This window comes from Pseudomonas sp. NPDC098740 (genome assembly GCF_044760065.1).
Taxonomy (GTDB): domain Bacteria; phylum Pseudomonadota; class Gammaproteobacteria; order Pseudomonadales; family Pseudomonadaceae; genus Aquipseudomonas; species Aquipseudomonas rossensis.
The window spans coordinates 262,594-283,983 of the sequence record NZ_JBIWAM010000003.1; the positions used below are offsets into that span (position 1 = coordinate 262,594).

Consider the following 21,390-nt stretch of genomic DNA (forward strand, 5'->3'; position numbering starts at 1 on the left):
GAATGCGTACCCTGTAGGAGCTGCCGAAGGCTGCGATCTTTTTTTCGGCCGTTACACAGCGTCTCTAGGCAACATCAACCCAAGCGGCAACCGCACCCGCGCTTCCAGCCCGCCGCCAGAACGGTTACGCAGTTCAACATTCCCGCCATGCATCGAAGCAATCCGCTTCACGATCGCCAAGCCCAACCCGGTCCCCTTCCCGCCGCGTGCACGATCACCCCGAGTGAACGGGTTGAAAATCGCCTCCAGCTCGGACGGATCAATCCCCGCCCCACGGTCCATGACACTCAGCACCACATACGGCGCGCTGGTATCGCCGGACACATAAGCAGCCACTTCGACACCGCTGCCGGCATGATGCAAGGCGTTGCCAATCAGGTTGTTCAACAGCCGCTTCATCGACACCCGACGCAACGGAAACGGCTGAATCGGCTCCAGGCGCAGGCACACTTTCTCTTCATTCTGGTTGTAGGGCGCTGCGACTTCGCGCACCAGATCGCTCAGGTCCACCTCTTCCACGGACTCGTCGCGTCCATCGCGGATGAACGCCAGAAATTGATCGAGAATCGCGTCCATGTCCTCGATGTCGCGAACCATGTCGTCCGTCAGGTCGCTGTGGTCGCCCATCAGCTCCAGGGACAAGCGCAAACGGGTCAGCGGGGTACGCAGGTCGTGTGATACCCCGGCCAACATCAGCTCGCGCTCCCGACCGGCCTGCTCAACGTCTTCAGCCATCTGGTTGAAGGCGCGGTACACCTCGGTCATCTCGCTCGGCGTGTCACTGATCGGCAGGCGCACACTGCGACCCTGGCCGAGTTGCCGTGCGGCATAGACCAGTCGCTTCAAAGGTTGATTGAGCTGGCTGACGAAGATCCATGCCGAGGCGGTGGACAGCAGACCGATCGCGAGGAACCAGCCGAGCACATTCCAGATTTTCTGGCCGCGCAACGGATGCGGATAGAGCGGCACTTTCAGCCAGCCATCGCCCAGGCTTGGCGCCCGGACCCACAGGGCCGGCGGCGAGTGCATGCGTAATCGCACTTCAGTGTCGTCACCCAATTCGTCCCGCATCTGCCGCTGATAAATCGCGCTGTAAGGCCAGTGTTGCTCGCCTTCCGGCACACCCGCGCCCACCACCCGGATCAGGGTCGCGGCATCGGCGATTTTCTCACGATTTTCTTCATCGGCAGCCCAATAGGCGCGCAGCGTCAGGGCGACGCCGTGGCTGTATTGGCGGTCCACAAGCACGTCTTCGTTCATTAACAGATAAACCAGGGTCAGCGCCTTGGAGAACAGGACGACGATCAGCACCAGCCACAGGGTGCGGGAGAAAAAACTCTGGGGGAACCAAACGGGGGTTTTCATGGATAACCGCTACACACTTGCAGGAGCGAGCGATGCTCGCATATTGCGGATCGCGAGTCTGCGGACAATCGTCCGCAAGACCCGCTCCTACAAATCGCCGATCACTTGGTGGCGGCGCCATCCGGAACGAACACGTAACCCACGCCCCAGACCGTCTGGATGTAACGCGGCTTGGATGGATCGGGCTCGATCATCCGGCGCAGACGGGAAATCTGTACGTCGATGGAGCGCTCCAGGGCGTCCCACTCGCGGCCACGGGCCAGATTCATCAGCTTGTCGCGGGTCAGTGGCTGACGGGCGTTCATGACCAACGCCTTGAGCACCGCAAACTCACCGGTGGTGAGCATGTGCACTTCGTCACCACGCTTCAGCTCGCGGGTGGCCAGGGACAGCTCGTAGTCACCGAAGGTCACGCTTTCGTCTTCGCTGCCCGGTGCGCCCGGCACAGGAGTCGATTGACGACGCAGGACCGCTTTGACACGAGCCATCAGCTCGTCCGGGTTGAATGGCTTGGCCAGGTAATCGTCGGCACCCAGCTCCAGGCCCTTGATGCGGCTCAGCTCATCGCCCTTGGCGGTCAGCATGATGATGGGGATCTGGTTGTTCGCGGTGCGCAGGCGGCGGCAAGCGGTCAAGCCGTCTTCGCCGGGCAGCATCAGGTCGAGGACCACCAGGTTGAACACTTCACGCGCCAGCAGGCGATCCATTTGTTCAGTGTTCGGGACGGCGCGGGCGCGATAGCCCTTGCTGACGAAAAAACGTTCCAGCAGGCTGCTCAGCCCTGGATCGTCGTCAACAATAAGAATTTTTTCGCCTTCAGCAATGTTTGCAGTGCTGCTCATTAGATGCTCCTTTGATCTCGGCGCGCATTATGGCGTAGCTGTCGTTATACGCACCGTGTGCATTGTTAGCAGATTTTTCCTTCACCGCCAGAAATCCGGTCTTTATGCCTACAGCCTGCGATGCCCCCGAATGACAGAACGCTGGTTATAATGCGCGGCCTTTTGTGTCAGGCAACGTCTGATCATTACTGTAGGTGGCCGTTTTTTATTTTCATGGCGCAGGCAGTAATTGTTCGATTTCACGGGTCAACGGGATACCTGTTGATCCAGGTAGCGGCGCAGGCCAGGCCGCTCAACCAGACTCGCCGAGCCCTTATCTCTGCGCCTGCGAGCCTGCTTTCACAATTTGTCAGGTGGTTTTATGGACAGCATCAACAGCCGCATCGCCGAGGAACTCGGCGTACGCCCACAACAGGTCGAAGCGGCCGTCGCGCTACTCGATGAAGGCTCCACGGTGCCCTTCATCGCCCGCTACCGGAAAGAAGTGACCGGCAGCCTCGATGACATCCAGCTGCGTCATCTGGAAGAGCGTCTGCGCTACCTGCGAGAACTCGACGAACGGCGTATCAGCATCCTTGCCAGCATCCAGGAACAAGGCAAGCTGACCCCGCAACTTGAACGCGACATTAAACTCGCCGACACCAAAACCCGCCTCGAAGACTTGTACCTGCCGTACAAGCAGAAGCGCCGCACCAAGGGCCAGATCGCCCTGGAAGCCGGCCTCGGCGAGCTGGCCGACGGCCTGTTTAACGACCCGACCCTGACGCCAGACGCTGAAGCCGCGCGCTTCGTCGATGCCGAAAAAGGCGTCGCCGATGTGAAGGCTGCCCTTGAAGGCGCCAAGTACATCCTGATGGAACGCTTCGCCGAAGACGCCGGCCTGCTGGACAAGCTGCGCAGCTACCTCAAGCAGGAAGCGACTCTGAGTGCCCGCGTGATCGCCGGCAAGGAAGAGGAAGGCGCCAAGTTCCGCGACTACTTTGAACACGACGAACCGCTGAAAAGCATGCCGTCGCACCGCGCGCTGGCGATTTTCCGTGGCCGCAACGAAGGCATTCTGAGTTCTGCGCTGAAAGTCGGCGACGAACTGCCGGGCGCCATGCACCCGTGCGAAGGCATGATCGGTCAGCAATTCGGCATCCAGAACCAAAACCGCGCCGCCGACAAATGGCTGGGCGAAGTGGTGCGCTGGACCTGGAAGGTCAAGCTCTACACCCACCTGGAAACCGACTTGCTGGGCGAACTGCGCGATGGCGCGGAAACCGAAGCAATCAACGTGTTTGCGCACAACCTGCACGATTTGCTGCTGTCGGCACCGGCTGGCCCGCGTGCCACATTGGGTCTCGACCCGGGCCTGCGCACCGGTTGCAAGGTCGCCGTGGTCGATTCCACCGGCAAGCTGCTGGATCACGCCACGGTTTACCCGCACGTGCCGCACAACAAATGGGACCAGACCATCGCGATTCTGGCTGCCCTGTGCGCCAAGCATTCAGTGGACCTGATCGCCATCGGCAACGGCACCGCCAGCCGCGAAACCGACAAGCTGGCCGCTGAACTGATCAAAAAATACCCAGCCATGAAGATGACCAAAGTCATGGTCTCCGAAGCCGGAGCATCGGTTTACTCGGCGTCGGAACTGGCTTCCAAGGAATTTCCGGACCTCGACGTGTCGATCCGTGGCGCGGTGTCGATTGCCCGTCGTCTGCAGGATCCACTGGCCGAGCTGGTGAAGATCGACCCGAAATCCATCGGCGTCGGCCAGTACCAGCACGACGTGTCGCAGCTGAAACTGGCACGCGGCCTGGACGCTGTCGTCGAAGACTGTGTGAACGCCGTGGGCGTGGACGTGAACACCGCCTCCGTGGCGTTGCTGGCCCGCATCTCCGGCCTCAACGCGACCCTGGCGCAAAACATCGTCAGCCATCGCGACGAGCACGGCGCGTTCAAAACCCGTGCAGCGTTGAAGAAAGTCGCTCGTCTGGGCGAGAAAACCTTCGAACAAGCCGCTGGCTTCCTGCGCGTCATGAACGGTGACAACCCGCTGGATTCGTCCGCGGTTCACCCGGAAGCCTATCCGCTGGTTCAGCGCATCGCCGCTGAGACCGACCGCGACATTCGCTCGCTGATCGGTGACGCCAGCTTCCTCAAGCGTCTTGATCCGAAAAAGTACACCGACGAAACCTTCGGTCTGCCAACGGTCACCGACATCCTGCAAGAGCTGGAAAAACCCGGTCGCGACCCGCGTCCCGAGTTCAAGACCGCCGAGTTCCAGGAAGGCGTCGAAGACCTCAAGGACCTGCAACTGGGCATGATCCTCGAAGGCGTGGTGACCAATGTGACCAACTTCGGTGCTTTCGTCGACATCGGCGTGCATCAGGACGGTTTGGTGCACATCTCCGCGCTTTCGGAGAAGTTCATCAAGGATCCGCGCGAAGCGGTGAAGGCCGGCGACGTGGTGAAAGTGAAGGTCATGGAAGTCGACATCCCGCGTAAACGCGTAGGCCTGTCGATGCGCATGAGCGACACGCCGGGCGAGAAAATCGATGGTGCCCGTGGTGCACGTCCGGGTTCGGCGCCACGCCAATCCCAGAACAACGCACCGCGTAAAGAAACCACGGCGGCGGCCCCGGCCAACAACGCCATGGCTTCGCTGTTCGCCAACGCCAAGCAGTTGAAGAAACGCTGATGGACATCCCTGCCGGGCTGACCGAAAGCGCTTTTTTCAAGTTGCTGGGGTGTCGCATGCACAGTCTGGAGACCGGGGTGGCGCAAGTCGCCCTCGGGCTTGCGCCAGAGCTGCGCAATCGCGGTGGCAAGCTGCACGGCGGGGCCTTGTTCAGTCTGGTGGACATTGCCATGGGGCTGGCCTGCTCCAGCACCCATGGTTTTGACCAGCAGAGCGCGACCATTGAATGCAAGATCAACTACATTCGCGCTGTTTCTGACGGTGAAGTGATGTGTACGGCGCGGGTCATTCACCCGGGCCGCCGCACGTTGGTGGTCGAGGCTGACGTGATGCAGGGCGATAAACTGGTCGCAAAAGCACAAGGCACGTTCGCTGTCCTGTAGCTAGATGTCACCCATTTGAGTTAATTTCGGCGCTATGAAAACCTGTGGGAGCGAGCTTGCTCGCGATGAGGGCGTGTCAGTCAACATCTATGTCGTCTGACACACCGCCATCGCGAGCAAGCTCGCTCCCACAGGGATTGTGGCGACTTGGCTGACCGACATCAGTCTGTGTTGCTCAAAAACCAGGCGAAAACGCCAGTTTCAACTTCACCCTTGTAGACCGTCTTGCCCACCCCCATATTGGGGCGACTGACGCGTGAAGGAATCCAACTTGAGCGAACTTCTCAACCGCCGCCTGGCTCTGCTCGGCGAGCGCGCTAACCTCTCTCTGCTCGAACAGTGCCTTCACGGCATCGAACGTGAATGCCTGCGCGTGACCGGCGAAGGTCGCCTGGCGCAAACGCCGCACCCGGAAGAATTGGGTTCCGCGCTGACCAACGAACAAATCACCACCGACTATTCCGAGTCGCTGTTGGAGTTCATCACGCCCGCCCTGCCCGACCCGGCGGATACGCTGGCGAGCCTGGACAAGATCCACCGTTTTGCCTACAGCAAGCTCGGCAACGAGTACCTGTGGAGTCCATCGATGCCGTGCCCGTTGCCGGCCGAGGAAGACATCCCGATTGCCTATTACGGCACGTCCAACATTGGTCAGCTCAAGTACGTCTACCGCAAGGGCCTGGCCCTGCGGTACGGCAAGACCATGCAGTGCATCGCCGGGATTCACTACAACTTTTCCCTGCCGGAAAAGCTCTGGCCGCTGCTCAAAGCCGCTGAAGACTTTGTCGGCACCGACCGTGACTATCAGTCGTCAGCCTACATCGCCCTGATCCGCAACTTCCGTCGCTACAGTTGGCTGCTGATGTACCTGTTCGGCGCCTCCCCTGCGCTGGACGCCGGTTTCCTGCGCGGTCGTTCGCACCAGTTGGAACAACTGGACCCGGACACCTTGTACTTGCCGTACGCCACCAGCCTGCGCATGAGTGACTTGGGTTACCAGAGCAACGCCCAGGCCGGGTTGACCCCGTGCTACAACGATCTGGCCAGTTACACCGACAGCCTGCGCAAAGCGGTCGCAACGCCTTACGCGCCGTACGTCGAAATCGGCACGCATCAGGACGGTGAGTGGGTTCAGCTCAACACCAACATCCTGCAAATCGAAAACGAGTACTACTCCAACATCCGCCCGAAACGCGTGACCTACACCGGTGAACGGCCGATCCAGGCGCTGGTGGCCCGCGGCATTCAGTACGTCGAAGTGCGTTGCCTGGACATCAACCCGTTCCTGCCGATGGGCATCGACCTGCCAGAGTCGCGGTTCCTCGACGCGTTCCTGCTGTATTGCGCGCTGAACGAGAGCCCGTTGCTGACCAACACTTCTTGCAGCAATGCGACCTCGAACTTCCTCAGTGTGGTCAAGGAAGGTCGTCGCCCGGGCCTGCAACTGCAACGCGACGGTCATCCGGTGGACCTGAAAGAGTGGGCCAGCGAGTTGCTGGAGAAGATTGCACCACTGGCGGCGATGCTGGACCAGAGCCATGGCGGCGATGCACATAGCAAGGCCCTGGATGCGCAGCTGGCCAAGGTCAAGGACCCGTCGCTGACACCCTCGGCCCAGGTGCTGGCGGCGATGGCTGAGCACAAAGAGAGCTTCAGCCAGTTCTCCCTGCGTCAGAGCCGCGCACATGCGGAGTTTTTCCGCAGCGAGCCGTTGAATGGCGATGATCAAGCCAAGTTTGAAGACCGGGCGCGTTCGTCGCTGGCCGAGCAGATTGAGCTGGAGCAGAACGAGGTGGGCGATTTCGATGTGTTTGTCGGGTCGTATCAGGCGAGCATTCTGGCGATTAGCAACTAACCTCCTTGGCACTGATCATTCCCACACCGGAGCGTGGGAGCGATCAGGTTACCTGCTTAGAATTTTCCGTTCATAAGCTCATTCTAAAAAGTTATTTATTTCCGGATTCTTAGATCATTTAGTCTCCTTTCACGCCGACTCTCGGTCGCCTGACAAGGAGCTTCTCAATGAAACTGACTTTCCCCCTTCGCCTGCTGGCGGCCGCGTCTCTGGCTGCGGTGAGTTTCTTTGCCCAGGCGGCTGACGTCACCGTCGCCTACCAGACCACCGTAGACCCGGCGAAAGTCGCCCAGGCCGACGGCGCGTACGAAAAAGCCACCCACTTCAAGATCGACTGGCGAAAATTCGACAACGGCGCCGATATCATTGCCGCCATCGCTTCCGGCGACGTGCAGATCGGTTACCTCGGTTCCAGCCCCCTGACGGCGGCAATCACTCGCAAAGTCCCCGTAGAAACGTTCCTCATCGCCACGCAGATCGGCGCCGCTGAAGCCCTGGTTGCCCGCGACGGTTCCGGGATCAAAACCCCGCAGGACCTGATCGGCAAGAAAATCGCCGTGCCGTTCGTTTCCACCGGCCACTACAGCCTGCTGGCCGCGCTGAAGCACTGGAACATCGACCCATCAAAAGTCACCGTCCTCAACCTTGCCCCGCCAGCCATCATTGCTGCGTGGAAACGCGGTGACATCGACGCCACCTACGTGTGGGACCCAGCCCTCGGTGTGGCCAAGGAAAACGGCAAAGTGCTGATCACCTCCGGTGAACTGGCCAAGTTCGGCGCACCGACCTTCGATGCCTGGATCGTGCGTAAAGACTTCGCCGAGAAGCATCCGGAAATCGTCACCGCGTTCGCCAAAGTGACCCTCGATGCCTACGCCGACTACCGCAAAGACCCCAAAGCCTGGCTCGCCAACCAATCCAATGTCGACAAGCTGGTGAAACTCTCCGGCGCCAAGGCCAGCGACATTCCATTGCTGCTGCAAGGCAACGTCTTCCCGCTGGCGGCTGATCAAGTGATCACCCTCGGTGCACCGACCACCAAGGCCATCACCGACACCGCCGCGTTCCTGAAAGAACAAGGCAAGGTTGAAGCCGTGCTACCGGACTACGCCCCCTACGTCAGCGCCAAATACATCACCAACTGATCGGAGTTAACCGCGATGGCTTTGCTTCAGCTGGAGCGCATCAGCGCACAGTACCCCGGCGCCGCCGAACTGGTACTGGCGGATATTTCCCTGAGTCTTGGGCCCCAGCAGTTGCTGGTCGCCCTCGGCCCGTCCGGCAGTGGCAAGACCTCGCTGTTGAACCTGATTGCCGGTTTCGTCGAGCCCAGCGCCGGGCGCATCACCCTTGACGACGTGCCGGTCAAAGGCCCGAGCGCCGAACGCGGCGTGGTGTTCCAGGACGATGCCCTGCTGCCCTGGCAGGACGTGCTGGCCAACGTCGGTTTCGGTCTGGAACTGGCCGGCATTGCGCGGGAAAAACGTGAACTGCGCGCCCGGGAAATGCTCGCTTTGGTGGACCTTTCCGGTTTCGAAAACCGCCGGATCTGGCAGCTTTCGGGCGGCCAGAAGCAACGTGTCGGCCTGGCCCGCGCCCTCGCTGCTGATCCACGCGTTTTGCTGATGGACGAACCCTTCGGCGCCCTCGATGCCTTCACCCGCGAACAGATGCAGGAGCTGCTGCTGCAAGTCTGGCAGCGCACCGCAAAACCGGTCTTTCTGATTACTCACGACATCGAAGAAGCGGTGTTTCTCGCCACGGACCTGATTCTGCTGGCGCCGAACCCTGGGCAAATCGTCGAACGCCTGAGCCTGGATTTCGGTCAGCGTTACGCCGCCGGTGAGTCCGCTCGATCAATCAAATCTGACCCGCGCTTTATCGAAACCCGCGAACACGTGCTCGCCAAAGTGTTCTCCCAACGCAGCGCCGCCCAGCGGCAGGAGCGCGCATGAGCAGCTATGAGATTCCGGCCGTCACGGTCAAACCGCACTCGACGGTGATTCCTGTTCGTCGCAGTCTCAGTACTCGCTGGATCAGTCTGCTGACGCTCATCGCGCTCGTGGTTATCTGGTGGGCGGTCACCGCCACTGGAATGATCGAACCGCTGTTCCTGCCGCCACCGTCCGCGGTGCTGCAAAAAGGCTGGCTGCTGGTGACCACCGGCTACATGGATTCAACGTTGTGGCAGCACCTTGGCGCGAGCCTCAGCCGAATCGGTCTGGGCCTGGGCTTCGCGGTGCTGACCGCCGTGCCCGTTGGAATCGCCATCGGCCACAACCGCATTGCCCGCGGCATTCTCGATCCGCTGATCGAGTTCTACCGCCCTATTCCACCGCTGGCTTATCTGCCGCTGATCGTGATCTGGTGCGGCATCGGTGAACTGTCGAAAGTCTTGCTGATCTACCTCGCGATCTTCGCCCCGATCGCCATCGCTACTGCGACCGGCGTGCGTAACGTCGACCCGGCCAAAGTGCGCGCCGCGCAATCGTTGGGCGCGACTCGGGCACAATTGATTCGCCATGTGATTCTGCCGAGCGCGTTGCCGGACATTTTGACCGGTGTGCGGATTGGCCTGGGTGTGGGTTGGTCGACACTGGTCGCCGCCGAATTGATCGCCGCCACTAGCGGTTTGGGCTTCATGGTGCAGTCGGCCGCGCAGTTCCTGGTCACCGATGTGGTGGTACTGGGGATTCTGGTGATCGCGCTGATCGCCTTCGCCATGGAGATGGGCTTGCGTGCCCTGCAACGCAAACTGGTGCCGTGGCATGGCCAGGCTCACTGAAGCATTTGAATGTGGGAGCAACTGCCTTAATACCCCCCTTTTTTTGGATCAACCCTGTAGGAGCTGTCGAGTGAAACGAGGCTGCGATCTTTTGATCTTGCTCTCTAAAAACAACATCAAAAGATCACAGCCTTCGGCAGCTCCTACAGGTGCGGTGTCCCCCCAGAATTGAAGAGAACACCATGAGCAACCTGACCATCGTCCCCTTAAGCTACGCCCTCGGCGCACACATCAGCGGCGTCGACATCAGCCAACCGCTGAATCTGGAACAGCGCGACGCCATCGAGCAGGCGCTGCTCAAACATCAAGTGTTGTTCTTTCGCGATCAGCCGATCACACCGCAGCAACAGGCGCGTTTCGCCGCCAATTTCGGCGACCTGCACATTCACCCGATCTACCCGAATGTGCCAGAACAGCCGGAAGTGCTGATCCTCGACACCGCCGTCACCGACGTGCGCGACAACGCGATTTGGCACACCGATGTGACCTTCCTGCCGACCCCGGCCCTGGGCGCGGTGCTCAGTGCCAAGTTGCTGCCGGAGTTTGGTGGCGACACGTTGTGGGCCAGCGGTATTGCAGCGTATGAAGCGTTGTCCGCGCCGATGAAAACCTTGCTCGAAGGGCTGACCGCGACCCACGATTTCACTCGTTCGTTCCCGCTGGAGCGCTATGGCAACACGCCGGACGCCTTGGCCCAGTGGGAAGAAGCGCGCAGGAAAAACCCGCCGCTGTCCCACCCGGTGATCCGCACTCATCCGGTGAGCGGACGTCGGTCGTTGTTCGTCAATGAAGGCTTCACGTCGAAGATCAATGAGCTGTCGGAAACCGAAAGCGAGGTGATCCTGAAGTTTCTGTTTGCCCACGCGACACGGCCGGAATTTACGATTCGCTGGCGTTGGCAGAAGGACGACGTGGCGTTTTGGGATAACCGCGTGACACAGCATTACGCCGTGGATGATTACCGGCCGGCTCGGCGGGTGATGCAGCGGGCGACGGTGTTGGGGGATGTGCCGTTTTTTCGGTGAGCCCTGGGAATGTCTGCTGACATTGATGGCCCCTTCGCGAGCAGGCTCGCTCCCACAGGTGACCGAAGTCTAATGTGGGAGCGAGCCTGCTCGCGAAGGGGCCGGAACAGACGCTAGGTCATCCGGCGCCGAAAAGCTTACTCAGCGGTGGAAGGCTTCTCCCAAAGATTGACCCCGCCCTCCTGGGCAAACCGGTCAATCTCCGCCAATTCCTCCGAGCTAAAGCTCAAATTTTTCAACGCCCCGACGTTCTCGATAATCTGCTCCGGACGGCTCGCACCGATCAGCGCCGACGTCACGCGCGGATCGCGTAGCGTCCACGCCAATGCCAGCTGCGCCAGACTCTGACCGCGACGCTTGGCGATCTCATTCAGCGCACGCACATGAGCGATGTTGGCTTCGGACAGGTGCGCCGTCTGCAACGAACCACCACCCGGACGATTGACCCGCGCGTCCGCTGGCACACCGTTGAGGTACTTGTCGGTCAACAACCCCTGAGCCAACGGCGTAAACGCAATCACGCCCGTACCAAGTTCGTCCGTCGTATCCAGCAGGTCTTTTTCCACCCAACGATTGAGCAGGTTGTAAGCCGGCTGATGAATCAGCAACGGGACTTTCCACTCTTTCAGCAGCGCGGCCATTTCACGGGTTTTAACGCCCGAGTACGAGGAGATACCGATGTACAACGCCTTGCCCTGTTGTACCGCGGTGGCCAGTGCGCTGGCGGTTTCTTCCAGCGGCGTGTCCGGGTCGAAGCGGTGGGAATAGAAGATGTCCACGTAGTCCAGGCCCAGGCGCTGCAGGCTCTGGTCAAGGCTGGCCAGCACGTATTTGCGCGAACCGCCGCCCTGACCATAAGGGCCGGCCCACATGTCCCAACCGGCCTTGCTGGAGATAATCAGCTCGTCGCGATACTGCTTGAAGTCTTCACGCAGCAAACGACCGAAATTAATCTCGGCGCTGCCATAAGGGGGGCCGTAGTTGTTGGCCAGGTCGAAATGGTTGATGCCAAGATCAAACGCGGTACGCAGCAACGAACGCTGAGTGTCGATCGGCGTGCTGTCGCCGAAGTTGTGCCACAGGCCCAGAGACAGTGCCGGCAGCACCAGCCCGCTGCGCCCCACGCGGCGGTAAGGGATGGAGTCATAGCGGTTTTCGGCAGCGGTGTAGGTCATCGAATCCTCTCTTGTCTGTCTTGAAGTTGGTATCGACTGCTTCGCAAGTTGCCCAGCATACGCCCAGACAAACGCCGATGAACCTCGGACTCGAGAAAATGCTGAAACGTTTCACATATTTCATCTTTGCCGTCAGTTGATCGTTCTCACGCTCTACGTGGGAACGATCAACATTTACGCCGACAACTCACGCAAGGCGGCGGCAGCCAAAAAGCCAGACCTTGAGCTGTACCGCTGATCCCGCCTGACTGTTTGATCGATACGCTCAAGCAACTGCTCAGGCAGTGTGGCATTGAAGCGCACCGACTTTCCGAAGTAAGGCGTGATATCAAATTCGACCACCCCCCACACGCCGCCCGCGTAATCAGGGTTATCAAGATGAGCGTCGATCTCATGCACCTGCGGCAGTGGATCGCCATCGGCCACCAAGCCTTCGTAGTGCAACGACAGCGCTTCTTTCACGTTTTCAAATGCCTGCGCCACAGTACCGCCTGCGGAGAAGCAACCCGGCACGTCCGGGATAATTACTCCGTATCCTGAGTCGGCATCCTTGTGCAGAACGACCGGGAATTTCATTTCGGTAAGTCCTTCCTGTGATGTGGCCCGCTCGGGGCTTTCGTATCCGGTGTCGGGTCTCATTTCAGACCCGCCTGTTTCAATATGCTGTTGATCGTTCCTTTCGGAAGATCCGAGTCCGGGGGCTTTATTGTCACCCTCCCTGGCTTGCATGGATGCCACCAGATACCAACCATCCTCCTCGATCATCCTGATCATTTCCCGACTTCGCATCACCTTCGTCCTTGTGGGCAGCATCTGCTGCGCACACTACGCGACGAAGCTTCATACCAATACACACCATACACACTCTGATAAATATTGGCCTATCGTGCAGAGGCCCGATTTCCCTATAGACCAGCGGCTACTGTGCCCCCGCAAACACTTCCCCCAGCCAATCCACAAACACCCGTACCCGTGGCGACATGTGTCGGTTGTGCGGATACAACACCGAAACCGGCATCGGTGGTGGTGGCGTATCGATCAGGACTTCCTGCACCAAACCCTGGGAAATCTGCGTTTCCATTCGGTAATGCGGGCACTGGATCAGGCCCAACCCGGCAATCGCCGACGCCGCATAAATTTCCGCGCCGAATACTGAAAGTGCACCATCGATTGCCACTTCCTTCAGCTCGCCATGAACCATGAATTCGAAAGGAAATAACTTGGCGGTCGTGCGCGAGACGTAGTTCACAGCACGATGATGTTTGAGGTCGTCGAGGCTTTTCGGTTCGCCGTATTTGCGCAGATACGCGGGACTGGCGCAGGTGATTTGGCGCAGATTGGCGACGCGGCGGCCGATCAGCGCGGAGTCGCCCAAGGTGCCGGCGCGCAGCACGCAGTCGACGCCTTCGGCGATCAGGTCGACAAAGCGGTCGGCCTCGCTGATGGACAGTTCGATGTCCGGGTAGCGCGCCATGAACTGCGGCAACGCCGGGATCACAAAGTGTTTGGCCAGCGTGCCATGCAAATCCACGCGCAACCGGCCCTTTGGCGCAACGCTACGAAATGCCAGCTCGGCTTCTTCCAGTTCCGCCAGCAGCTGCACACAACGCAGGTAGTACGCCTCGCCGTCCAGCGTAGGGCGCACCTTGCGAGTGCTTCGCTCCAGTAAACGCGTACCGAGCCAGGCTTCGAATTGATTCAGCGTGTGGGTCAGCGTCGCCCGCGGCAGCTTCAGGTCGTCGGCAGCCAGCGTGAAGCTGCTGCGCTCGTAGATGCGCACGAAAACCTTCATCGCTTTGACTTGATCCACGCGGGTCTCCTGGCGGTCGATTGTTGGCGATTATTGAACAGTCAAGGCAACTCTCGTGCATTTATCAGCCTGAGTAAACATGTGAATCTGGCTTCACACCGAGCAAACAACTCCCGACTCAAAAGGATTCACCGCCATGACTACTCAAACTACGAAAGTTGCCATCGTGACCGGCGCCTCCCGCGGCATCGGCGCGGTGATCGCCAAACAACTGGCCAAACAAGGTTTCGCCGTCGCCATCAACTACGCCAGCAGTGCCACCGAAGCTTCAAAACTGGTGGTCGAATTGCGTCAGGCCGGCCACCAGGCCATAGCGATCAAGGCTGATGTAGCGAACGCCGACGACGTACGCCGGATGTTCGACGAGACCGAAACACAACTGGGTAAGGTCGATGTGCTGGTCAACAACGCCGGTATCCTCAAAGTCCTGCCGCTGGCGCAACACACGGATGAGCTGTTCGACCAGAACTTCAACATTCACGCTCGCGGCACGTTTAACACCCTGCGTGAAGCCGCCACTCGCCTGAACGCTGGCGGACGGATCATCAACTTCTCCAGCAGCACCGTCGGCATGAACCTGCCGGGCTATGCGGTGTACATCGCCAGCAAAGCGGCGGTGGAATCCCTGACCCAGGTGTTCGCCAAGGAAATGCGCGGTCGCAACATCACCGTCAATGCCGTCGCGCCTGGCCCGGTCGCCACCGATCTGTTCCTGCACGGCAAGAGCGAAGAGCAGATCCAGAACTTCGCCAAGATGGCCCCGCTGGAACGTCTGGCTCAGCCAGAAGACATTTCCCGCGTTGTGTCTTTCCTGGTCGGCCCGGATTCGGCGTGGGTCAACGGGCAAATCATGCGCGTCAACGGCGGGCTGGTTTAACTATGCTCACTTGACACCGCAGTGCCCCTTTCGCGAGCAGGCTCGCTCCCACAGGATTGCGACGACCTTGTGGGAGCGAGCCTGCTCGCGAAGGCGGCCCCAAAAGCAACACACATTTGAAGGGCGGAACACACCATGCACACCACGATCATCATCACCTTCGGCCTGATCCTCCTGGCGCTGATGCTGTTCATCGGCGAGAAAATCGGCTTCAGTCGCCAGACCCTGGCCTTCAGCTTTGTCGTGCTGTGGCTGGCACTGACGTTGATCAACGGCGCGGTCGGCATGGTCAATGCCGGCCAGCCGTTCAGCACGGAACTGGTGGTCGGCAGCGCCGTGTTCGGCGTGCCGGTGGCGGCGATGGTGTTGTTCATGGTGTTGAGCGCCGATACCTGAAAAGGGCCCGGCGCCACCGACTCTCGATCAACGCACCAAATGCAAAAACTGCATGTGCCGTTCGTACTGATCGAGGATGTCGTTGATGATCTGCTCCTTGGTGTAACCCACCAGATCGTAGTCCTGACTGCCCTCTGCAAGATGCACTTCAGCCCGGTAATAACGACGGTTGTTGAGTTCCTTGGAACCCATGCCGCCACGGGCAAACGACGGCGTGAAATAGCCACGCATCTGCACTTGATAGATAAACGGATGCTCCTCGCCATGACCGATTTCCAGGCTGACGTTGTCGTTGGCCGGGTCCGGCTGGGTGACCACGTTCAAGCCCTTCTCGACGAACACCGCCGAGACTTCTTCAATCGCCGGACGCACCGTCGTATCGAGGAAGCGATAGACCTCATCCCGTGACGGGAAATGCACGGCCTGACTCAGGCGTTGACGCCAGCCGCCACGCCGCGACCCGGATACCGGTGCCAGCGAATGCAGTTGCGCGATCTGCTTCTGCGACTCCAGGTAGAACGCCTTGTGCAGCCCCCACATCATCAGCAGCAAGATCATCGAGAACGGCAGCGAGGTCAGCACCACCGCGGACTTCAGCGCATCGATACTGCCGGAGAACAGCAGCGCACTGGTCACCAGCGCGGTCATTGCGCCCCAGAACACTCGCAGCCATTTTGGCCCGTCTTCATCCGGGTTGCCGCCCTTGGCGGACAGCGTCGACAACACCACCGTGCCGGAGTCGGCCGAGGTGACGAAGAACACGAAGCTGATGAACACCGTGACCGCGATGACGGTTTTGCTCCACGGGTAGGTTTCCAGCAGCAAGTAGAGGGTCATCGATGGGTTATCAATGGCCGACATGCCGAGCGCGCTCATACCGTGATTGAGGACTTGATCGATGGCGCTGTTGCCGAAGATCGACATCCACGCGAGGGTGAAGCCGAGCGGGATCAGCAGCACGCCGAAGACGAATTCGCGGATGGTCCGGCCACGGGAAATCCGTGCGATGAACAGGCCCACGAACGGCGACCATGCGATCCACCAGGCCCAGTAGAACACCGTCCAACCGCCCAGCCAGTCACTGGGTTTGTCGTAGGCATACAGGTCGAAACTCTTCATCGGCAACGCACCGAGGTAGTCGCCGATGTTCTGGATCAAGGTGTTGAGCAAATGCTGAGTCGGGCCGGCGAATAACACGAACAGCAGCAGCGCGCAGGCCAGCAGCATGTTGATGTCGGACATCACCCGCACGCCTTTATCGACACCGGACACCGCAACGATGATCGCCGCGCCCATCATCAGCGTGATCAGGCCGACCTGAATCCACTGGGTGTGAGCGATGCCGAACAGGTAGTCCAGACCCGAGTTGAGGTGCAACACACCAAAGCCCATGTCAGCACCGAGGCCGAACACTGTGGCGATGATGCCGAAGCCGTCCACCGCGTAACCGATGGGGCCGTTGATGCGCTTGCCGATCAGCGGATAGAGCGCCGAACGCAAGGCCAGCGGCAGGTTGTGACGGTAGGCAAAATAAGCCAGCGCCATGCCGACGAAAGCGAACACACCCCAGCCGTGCAGGCCCCAGTGCAGAAACAGAATCTGCATCGCCTGCCGCGCCGCATCCGCCGTGCCGGCCTCGCCTTGCGGGGGTTGCGCCAAATGGGTCAGCGGTTCGGACACGCAAAAGAAAAACAGCGTGATGCTGATCCCGGCGGCGAACAGCATGCCGGCCCAGGACAGGTAACTGAATTCGGGTTCGTCGTGGTCGGCACCGAGCTTGATCTTGCCGTAGCCGGACAAGGCGGTGACCACCACGAAGACCAGATACAGCGTCATCGCGAGCATGTAGTACCAGCCGACCGTGTTGGCCGCCCAGTTTTGCGCTTCCAGAAGCCAGGCGCCGGCTTGTTCAGGCATGGCGATGACGATGATGCCGAACAGCAAAATGAACGTCGCCGAAAAGTAAAACACCGGCGGATTCATGCGGACCTGACCGCTGGCGGGGGTGGGCGATGCACTCATGAAAGGTGCACCTCGAGGGGGTGAAGGGCAATCAATAACGGACTCGGCAAAGGCAAGCCTCCTGTTGTGAGCGGGCAGCAAACCGGCGGTTTAACTTGAATGAGCGTTCAAGTTAAACATGAATAGGGTGCTAAGGACTAATCGCAAGGCTCGGCGGTAGCTTTCTTACGCTAGCTCAAGGAAGGGTATGACGTGGGGTTTGGTGGATTTTGTAGGAGCTGTCGAGTGAACGAGGCTGCGATCTTTTGATCTTGATCTTAAAAAAGCAAAGTCAAAAGATCGCAGCCTCGTTTCACTCGACAGCTCCTACACAGCTCCTACAGCCAACGAAGACTGTTTATCAGTCACCAAAAAGCCGGGGGCTTACTTCTGCGTCCCGTCATCATGCTGCAGATTCGCCTGAGTCAGGTTGCTCCCCGCCGGCACGCTGCGGGTCAGCCAGACATTGCCGCCAATGGTCGAGCCCTTGCCGATGGTGATCCGCCCCAGAATCGTCGCACCGGCATAGATCACCACGTCATCCTCGACAATCGGATGTCGCGGTTGCCCCTTCTGCAACTGACCGTCTTCATCCGCCGGGAAGCGCTTGGCGCCCAACGTCACGGCCTGATAAATCCGCACACGCTCGCCGATGATGGCGGTCTCGCCGATCACCACACCCGTCCCGTGATCGATGAAGAAGCTGCGACCAATCTGCGCGCCAGGGTGAATGTCGATGCCAGTGGCCGAGTGGGCGATTTCCGCGCTGATCCGTGCCAGCAGCGGCAATCCGGCGCGGTACAAATGATGGGCCAGACGATGGTGAATCACCGCCAGAATCCCCGGATAGCACAACAACACTTCATCGACGCTGCGAGCCGCCGGATCGCCGTGATAGGCCGCCAGCACGTCGGTGTCGAGCAGACTGCGAAGCCCCGGCAATGCGAGGGCGAAGTCCTGAATGATCTGAATGGTCTTGGCCTCGACTTCAGTGTCGGCCTGGGCACTGTGGCGAGCGGCGTAGCGCAATTCGAGCCGCGCCTGAGCCAGCAATGCATTCAACGCAACGTCCAGCGTGTGGCCGACGTAGAAGTCTTCACTCTCCTCGCGCAGATCCACCGGGCCGAGGCGCATCGGGAACAACGCGCCACAGAGGGCTTCGAGAATCTCTGCCATGGCCGCTCGGGAAGGCAACTCGCGACCGCCCTGTTCGGTGCTGGCGCGGCCATTTTGTACGCGCCACTGGTCACGCGCCGTGCGCAGTTGGCTGACGATGGTCTGCAGTTGCCAATGACTGGAACGCTCGCTCACGGTAAAAACTCCTCACGGGCGGCCGGACTGTCTGGCCGCGTCAACGGCGATTACTTTACGGCATGGTCTGGAAGCCGAATTAAGAACCGATTGTGCTGTGCTCAGCACTTTTGGGCATAAGGCGATTGGCAGTTGCCCCGCTAAATAGGCGTGCCTATAGTCCTGTCATCTCCCTCCGCCAGTACGGACCCCATGATCAAACAACAGCTTGCCCGCTTTAACCGCCTCGACCTGCTCGGTCATCCTACCGCCCTGGAAAAACTCGAACGCCTGTCGGCCTGGTTGGGCCGCGATGTGTACGTCAAGCGTGATGACCTGACGCCGCTGGCGATGGGCGGCAACAAGCTGCGCAAGCTCGAATACCTGGCGGCCGATGCACTGGCACAAGGCGCCGACACCTTGATCACCGCTGGCGCGCTTCAGTCCAACCACGTGCGCCAGACTGCCGCCATTGCGGCCAAGCTTGGCCTGGGCTGCGTAGCCCTGCTGGAAAATCCCCTGGGTACCGACGACGCTAACTATGTCGGTAACGGCAATCGACTGTTGCTGGACCTGTTCGACGCCAAGGTCGAGTTGGTGGAAAACCTCGACAACGCCGACGAACAACTGCAAGCCTTGTCCGATCGTCTACGCAACAACGGCAAGAAGCCGTATCTGGTGCCGATTGGTGGCTCCAACGCATTGGGCGCTTTGGGTTATGTGCGCGCCGGGCTGGAATTGGCCGAGCAGATCAAGGACACCGGGCTGACATTCGCGGCCGTGGTTCTGGCTTCGGGCAGCGCCGGGACCCACAGCGGTCTGGCGTTGGCGTTGAGTGAAGTACTGCCGGATTTGCCAGTGATTGGTGTCACGGTTTCTCGCAGCGACGAAGACCAGCGCCCGAAAGTCCAAGGCCTCGCAGAACGCAGTGCAGAGCTGCTGGGCGTGCGCCTGCCAGCGAGTTTCAAGGTCGAGTTGTGGGACGAATATTTCGGCCCGCGCTACGGCGAACCGAATGCCGGGACGTTGGCCGCCGTGAAGCTGGTGGCGAGTCAGGAAGGTTTGCTGCTGGACCCGGTTTATACCGGCAAGGCCATGGCGGGTTTGCTCGATGGTATCGGTCGTCAGCGTTTCAATGATGGCCCGATCATCTTCCTGCATACCGGTGGGGCGCCGGCACTGTTTGCCTACAAAGACTTTTTGTAGCCGATCATTCCCACGCTCTGCGTGGGAATGATCCATTAGCTCAAAAAAGAATAACAAAGTTTATATTTATTATTTTCCTATCTAAAAGCGCCATCATATAGTCACGCCGCAGGCGAATTTGCAGCGAGACGCATACGATGCTTTAGGGCAGGATATTGCAGTCGTTCAAATCCCGAATTTGCCAACATTCCTAAAAGCGTCTTCATAAGAAAACACAGGGGCTTGTCATGAATTTTTCCGCACTACGACGAAATCTGCTGGTAGGTTCGCTGGGCCTGGCGCTGAGCGCCGGCCTGTTGGGGCAAGCGGTTGCCGGTGAGCAACTGCAAAAAATCAAAGACGCTGGCGTGATCAACGTTGGCCTGGAAGGCACTTACCCACCGTTCAGTTTCGTCGACGCCGACGGCAAGCTGGCCGGCTTCGAAGTCGAGTTTTCCGAAGCCCTGGCCAAAGAGCTGGGCGTGAAGGTCAAACTGCAACCGACCAAATGGGACGGCATCCTCGCGGCGCTGGAATCCAAACGTCTGGACGCGGTGATCAACCAGGTGACCATCTCCGAAGAGCGTAAGAAGAAGTATGACTTCTCCGAGCCTTACACCGTTTCCGGGATTCAGGCGCTGGTGCTGACCAAGAAGGCTGCGGAGCTGAACATCAAGTCTGCCGCCGATCTGGCCGGCAAAAAAGTCGGTGTAGGCCTGGGCACCAACTACGAGCAATGGCTCAAGGACAATCAGCCAAAAGCCATCATCAAGACCTACGACGATGATCCGACCAAGTTCCAGGATCTGCGTGTCGGCCGCATCGACGCCATTCTGATCGACCGTCTCGCCGCGCTGGAATACGCCAAGAAAGCCAAGGACACCACCGCCGCCGGCGAAGCGTTCTCCCGCCAGGAAGCCGGTATTGCCCTGCGCAAAGGCGAGCCTGAGTTGCTGGCAGCCGTGAACAAGGCCATCGACAAGCTGCGCGCCGACGGTACGCTGAAAAAGCTTTCGGAAAAATACTTCAGCGCTGACGTCACTAAATAATGGAAGAAGCTTTCCAACTCGCGCTGGACTCCGCACCCTTCCTGCTGAAGGGCGCGTACTACACGGTTATCCTGAGCCTGGGCGGGATGTTCTTCGGCCTGGTGATGGGGTTTGGTCTGGCGTTGATGCGCCTGTCGCGCTTCAAACTGGTGAGCTGGATCGCCCGCATCTACGTGTCGTTCTTTCGCGGCACGCCGTTGTTGGTGCAACTGTTCGTGATCTATTACGGCTTGCCGCAATTGGGCATCGAACTTGATCCGCTGCCGGCGGCCCTGATCGGCTTCTCGCTGAACATGGCGGCCTATGCCTGCGAAATCCTCCGCGCCGCGATCAGCTCCATCGAGCGCGGTCAGTGGGAAGCCGCCGCGAGTATCGGCATGACCCGCGCGCAGACGCTGCGCCGGGCCATCCTGCCGCAAGCGATGCGCACGGCTCTGCCACCGCTGGGCAACAGCTTCATTTCGCTTGTGAAGGACACCGCGCTGGCAGCCACTATTCAGGTGCCGGAACTGTTCCGTCAGGCGCAGCTGATTACCGCCCGAACCTTTGAAATTTTCACCATGTACCTTGCCGCCGCGCTGATCTACTGGGTTCTGGCCACGGTGCTTTCGCACCTGCAGAACCAGTTGGAAGCACGGGTCAATCGGCACGACCTGGAGTCCTGAC

19 protein-coding genes and 1 pseudogene are annotated in these 21,390 nt (G+C 59.7%); 12 read left to right on the forward strand and 8 right to left on the reverse strand.

The genetic code is table 11. The annotated features are described in order from the left end of the window. Positions 1-51 precede the first annotated feature (51 nt). Both ACIQU2_RS05610 and ompR read right to left on the reverse strand, forming a co-directional pair. Complete coding sequence (locus tag ACIQU2_RS05610) at positions 52-1,365, reverse strand: ATP-binding protein (protein ID WP_347802652.1); 1,314 nt, start codon at positions 1,363-1,365, stop codon at positions 52-54. Positions 1,366-1,466: 101 nt separating this feature from the next. Then, the gene (gene ompR, locus ACIQU2_RS05615) at positions 1,467-2,207 is read right to left on the reverse strand and encodes a two-component system response regulator OmpR (RefSeq protein WP_027922237.1); all 741 of its coding nucleotides are present in this window, start codon (positions 2,205-2,207) and stop codon (positions 1,467-1,469) included. A 361-nt stretch (positions 2,208-2,568) separates the two neighbouring features. Here ompR and ACIQU2_RS05620 point away from each other — a divergent pair, with 361 nt between their 5' ends. The 7 genes from ACIQU2_RS05620 (at position 2,569) to tauD (ending at position 10,941) form a co-directional block, all read left to right on the forward strand. Continuing rightward, positions 2,569-4,893, forward strand: coding sequence for a Tex family protein (locus ACIQU2_RS05620; protein ID WP_403139293.1), 2,325 nt, complete (start codon positions 2,569-2,571; stop codon positions 4,891-4,893). After that, positions 4,893-5,276, forward strand: coding sequence for a PaaI family thioesterase (locus ACIQU2_RS05625; protein WP_347802653.1), 384 nt, complete (start codon positions 4,893-4,895; stop codon positions 5,274-5,276). The genes ACIQU2_RS05620 and ACIQU2_RS05625 overlap by 1 nt, the downstream gene beginning before the upstream one ends. 271 nt (positions 5,277-5,547) lie before the next feature. Beyond that, on the forward strand, positions 5,548-7,131 hold the full coding sequence (gene gshA / locus ACIQU2_RS05630) for a glutamate--cysteine ligase (RefSeq protein WP_403139296.1): 1,584 nt from the start codon (positions 5,548-5,550) through the stop codon (positions 7,129-7,131). A gap of 167 nt (positions 7,132-7,298) precedes the next feature. Beyond that, entirely contained in the window at positions 7,299-8,276 is a 978-nt protein-coding gene (gene tauA, locus ACIQU2_RS05635) for a taurine ABC transporter substrate-binding protein (protein WP_403139300.1), read from the forward strand. A 15-nt stretch (positions 8,277-8,291) separates the two neighbouring features. Further along, positions 8,292-9,086, forward strand: coding sequence for a taurine ABC transporter ATP-binding subunit (gene tauB / locus ACIQU2_RS05640; RefSeq protein ID WP_403139304.1), 795 nt, complete (start codon positions 8,292-8,294; stop codon positions 9,084-9,086). Next, positions 9,083-9,916: a taurine ABC transporter permease TauC gene (gene tauC / locus ACIQU2_RS05645; protein WP_403139306.1), complete on the forward strand. Its 834-nt coding sequence runs from the start codon at positions 9,083-9,085 to the stop codon at positions 9,914-9,916. Before tauB ends, tauC begins: the two co-directional genes overlap by 4 nt. 182 nt (positions 9,917-10,098) lie before the next feature. Further along, the gene (tauD, locus tag ACIQU2_RS05650) at positions 10,099-10,941 is read left to right on the forward strand and encodes a taurine dioxygenase (RefSeq protein WP_403139309.1); all 843 of its coding nucleotides are present in this window, start codon (positions 10,099-10,101) and stop codon (positions 10,939-10,941) included. A gap of 137 nt (positions 10,942-11,078) precedes the next feature. Here the strand turns inward: tauD and mgrA are convergent, their stop codons facing one another. The 4 genes and pseudogenes from mgrA to ACIQU2_RS05670 form a co-directional block, all read right to left on the reverse strand. Next, complete coding sequence (gene mgrA / locus ACIQU2_RS05655; RefSeq protein ID WP_403139311.1) at positions 11,079-12,116, reverse strand: L-glyceraldehyde 3-phosphate reductase; 1,038 nt, start codon at positions 12,114-12,116, stop codon at positions 11,079-11,081. Positions 12,117-12,290: 174 nt separating this feature from the next. Beyond that, positions 12,291-12,755 carry a type II toxin-antitoxin system HicB family antitoxin gene (locus ACIQU2_RS05660; protein WP_403139313.1) on the reverse strand — a complete coding sequence of 155 codons (465 nt, stop codon included), beginning with the start codon at positions 12,753-12,755 and terminating at the stop codon, positions 12,291-12,293. Beyond that, positions 12,752-12,905 (reverse strand): annotated as a pseudogene (locus tag ACIQU2_RS05665) (type II toxin-antitoxin system HicA family toxin). Before ACIQU2_RS05665 ends, ACIQU2_RS05660 begins: the two are co-directional and overlap by 4 nt. A gap of 130 nt (positions 12,906-13,035) precedes the next feature. Next, the gene (locus tag ACIQU2_RS05670; RefSeq protein ID WP_403139315.1) at positions 13,036-13,926 is read right to left on the reverse strand and encodes a LysR family transcriptional regulator; all 891 of its coding nucleotides are present in this window, start codon (positions 13,924-13,926) and stop codon (positions 13,036-13,038) included. A 136-nt stretch (positions 13,927-14,062) separates the two neighbouring features. On the opposite strand from ACIQU2_RS05670, the gene ACIQU2_RS05675 reads away from it, so the two are divergent. Then, positions 14,063-14,803 carry an SDR family oxidoreductase gene (locus ACIQU2_RS05675; RefSeq protein WP_403139317.1) on the forward strand — a complete coding sequence of 247 codons (741 nt, stop codon included), beginning with the start codon at positions 14,063-14,065 and terminating at the stop codon, positions 14,801-14,803. Between the two features lie 135 nt (positions 14,804-14,938). Then, positions 14,939-15,199: a hypothetical protein gene (locus ACIQU2_RS05680; protein WP_347802659.1), complete on the forward strand. Its 261-nt coding sequence runs from the start codon at positions 14,939-14,941 to the stop codon at positions 15,197-15,199. A 27-nt stretch (positions 15,200-15,226) separates the two neighbouring features. Here the strand turns inward: ACIQU2_RS05680 and betT are convergent, their stop codons facing one another. Further along, complete coding sequence (gene betT / locus ACIQU2_RS05685) at positions 15,227-17,182, reverse strand: choline transporter BetT (RefSeq protein WP_347802664.1); 1,956 nt, start codon at positions 17,180-17,182, stop codon at positions 15,227-15,229. Between the two features lie 402 nt (positions 17,183-17,584). Then, a complete protein-coding gene (gene epsC, locus ACIQU2_RS05690) occupies positions 17,585-18,511 on the reverse strand; it encodes a serine O-acetyltransferase EpsC (RefSeq protein WP_046045486.1) in 927 nt (308 codons plus the stop codon). Between the two features lie 192 nt (positions 18,512-18,703). On the opposite strand from epsC, the gene ACIQU2_RS05695 reads away from it, so the two are divergent. From ACIQU2_RS05695 to tcyL, 3 genes are all read left to right on the forward strand, one after another. Next, a complete protein-coding gene (locus ACIQU2_RS05695) occupies positions 18,704-19,696 on the forward strand; it encodes a D-cysteine desulfhydrase (RefSeq protein WP_403139318.1) in 993 nt (330 codons plus the stop codon). A 227-nt stretch (positions 19,697-19,923) separates the two neighbouring features. Continuing rightward, complete coding sequence (tcyJ, locus tag ACIQU2_RS05700; protein ID WP_129439443.1) at positions 19,924-20,724, forward strand: cystine ABC transporter substrate-binding protein; 801 nt, start codon at positions 19,924-19,926, stop codon at positions 20,722-20,724. Further along, on the forward strand, positions 20,724-21,389 hold the full coding sequence (gene tcyL / locus ACIQU2_RS05705) for a cystine ABC transporter permease (protein WP_008148276.1): 666 nt from the start codon (positions 20,724-20,726) through the stop codon (positions 21,387-21,389). The genes tcyJ and tcyL overlap by 1 nt, the downstream gene beginning before the upstream one ends. Position 21,390: the final 1 nt, after the last annotated feature.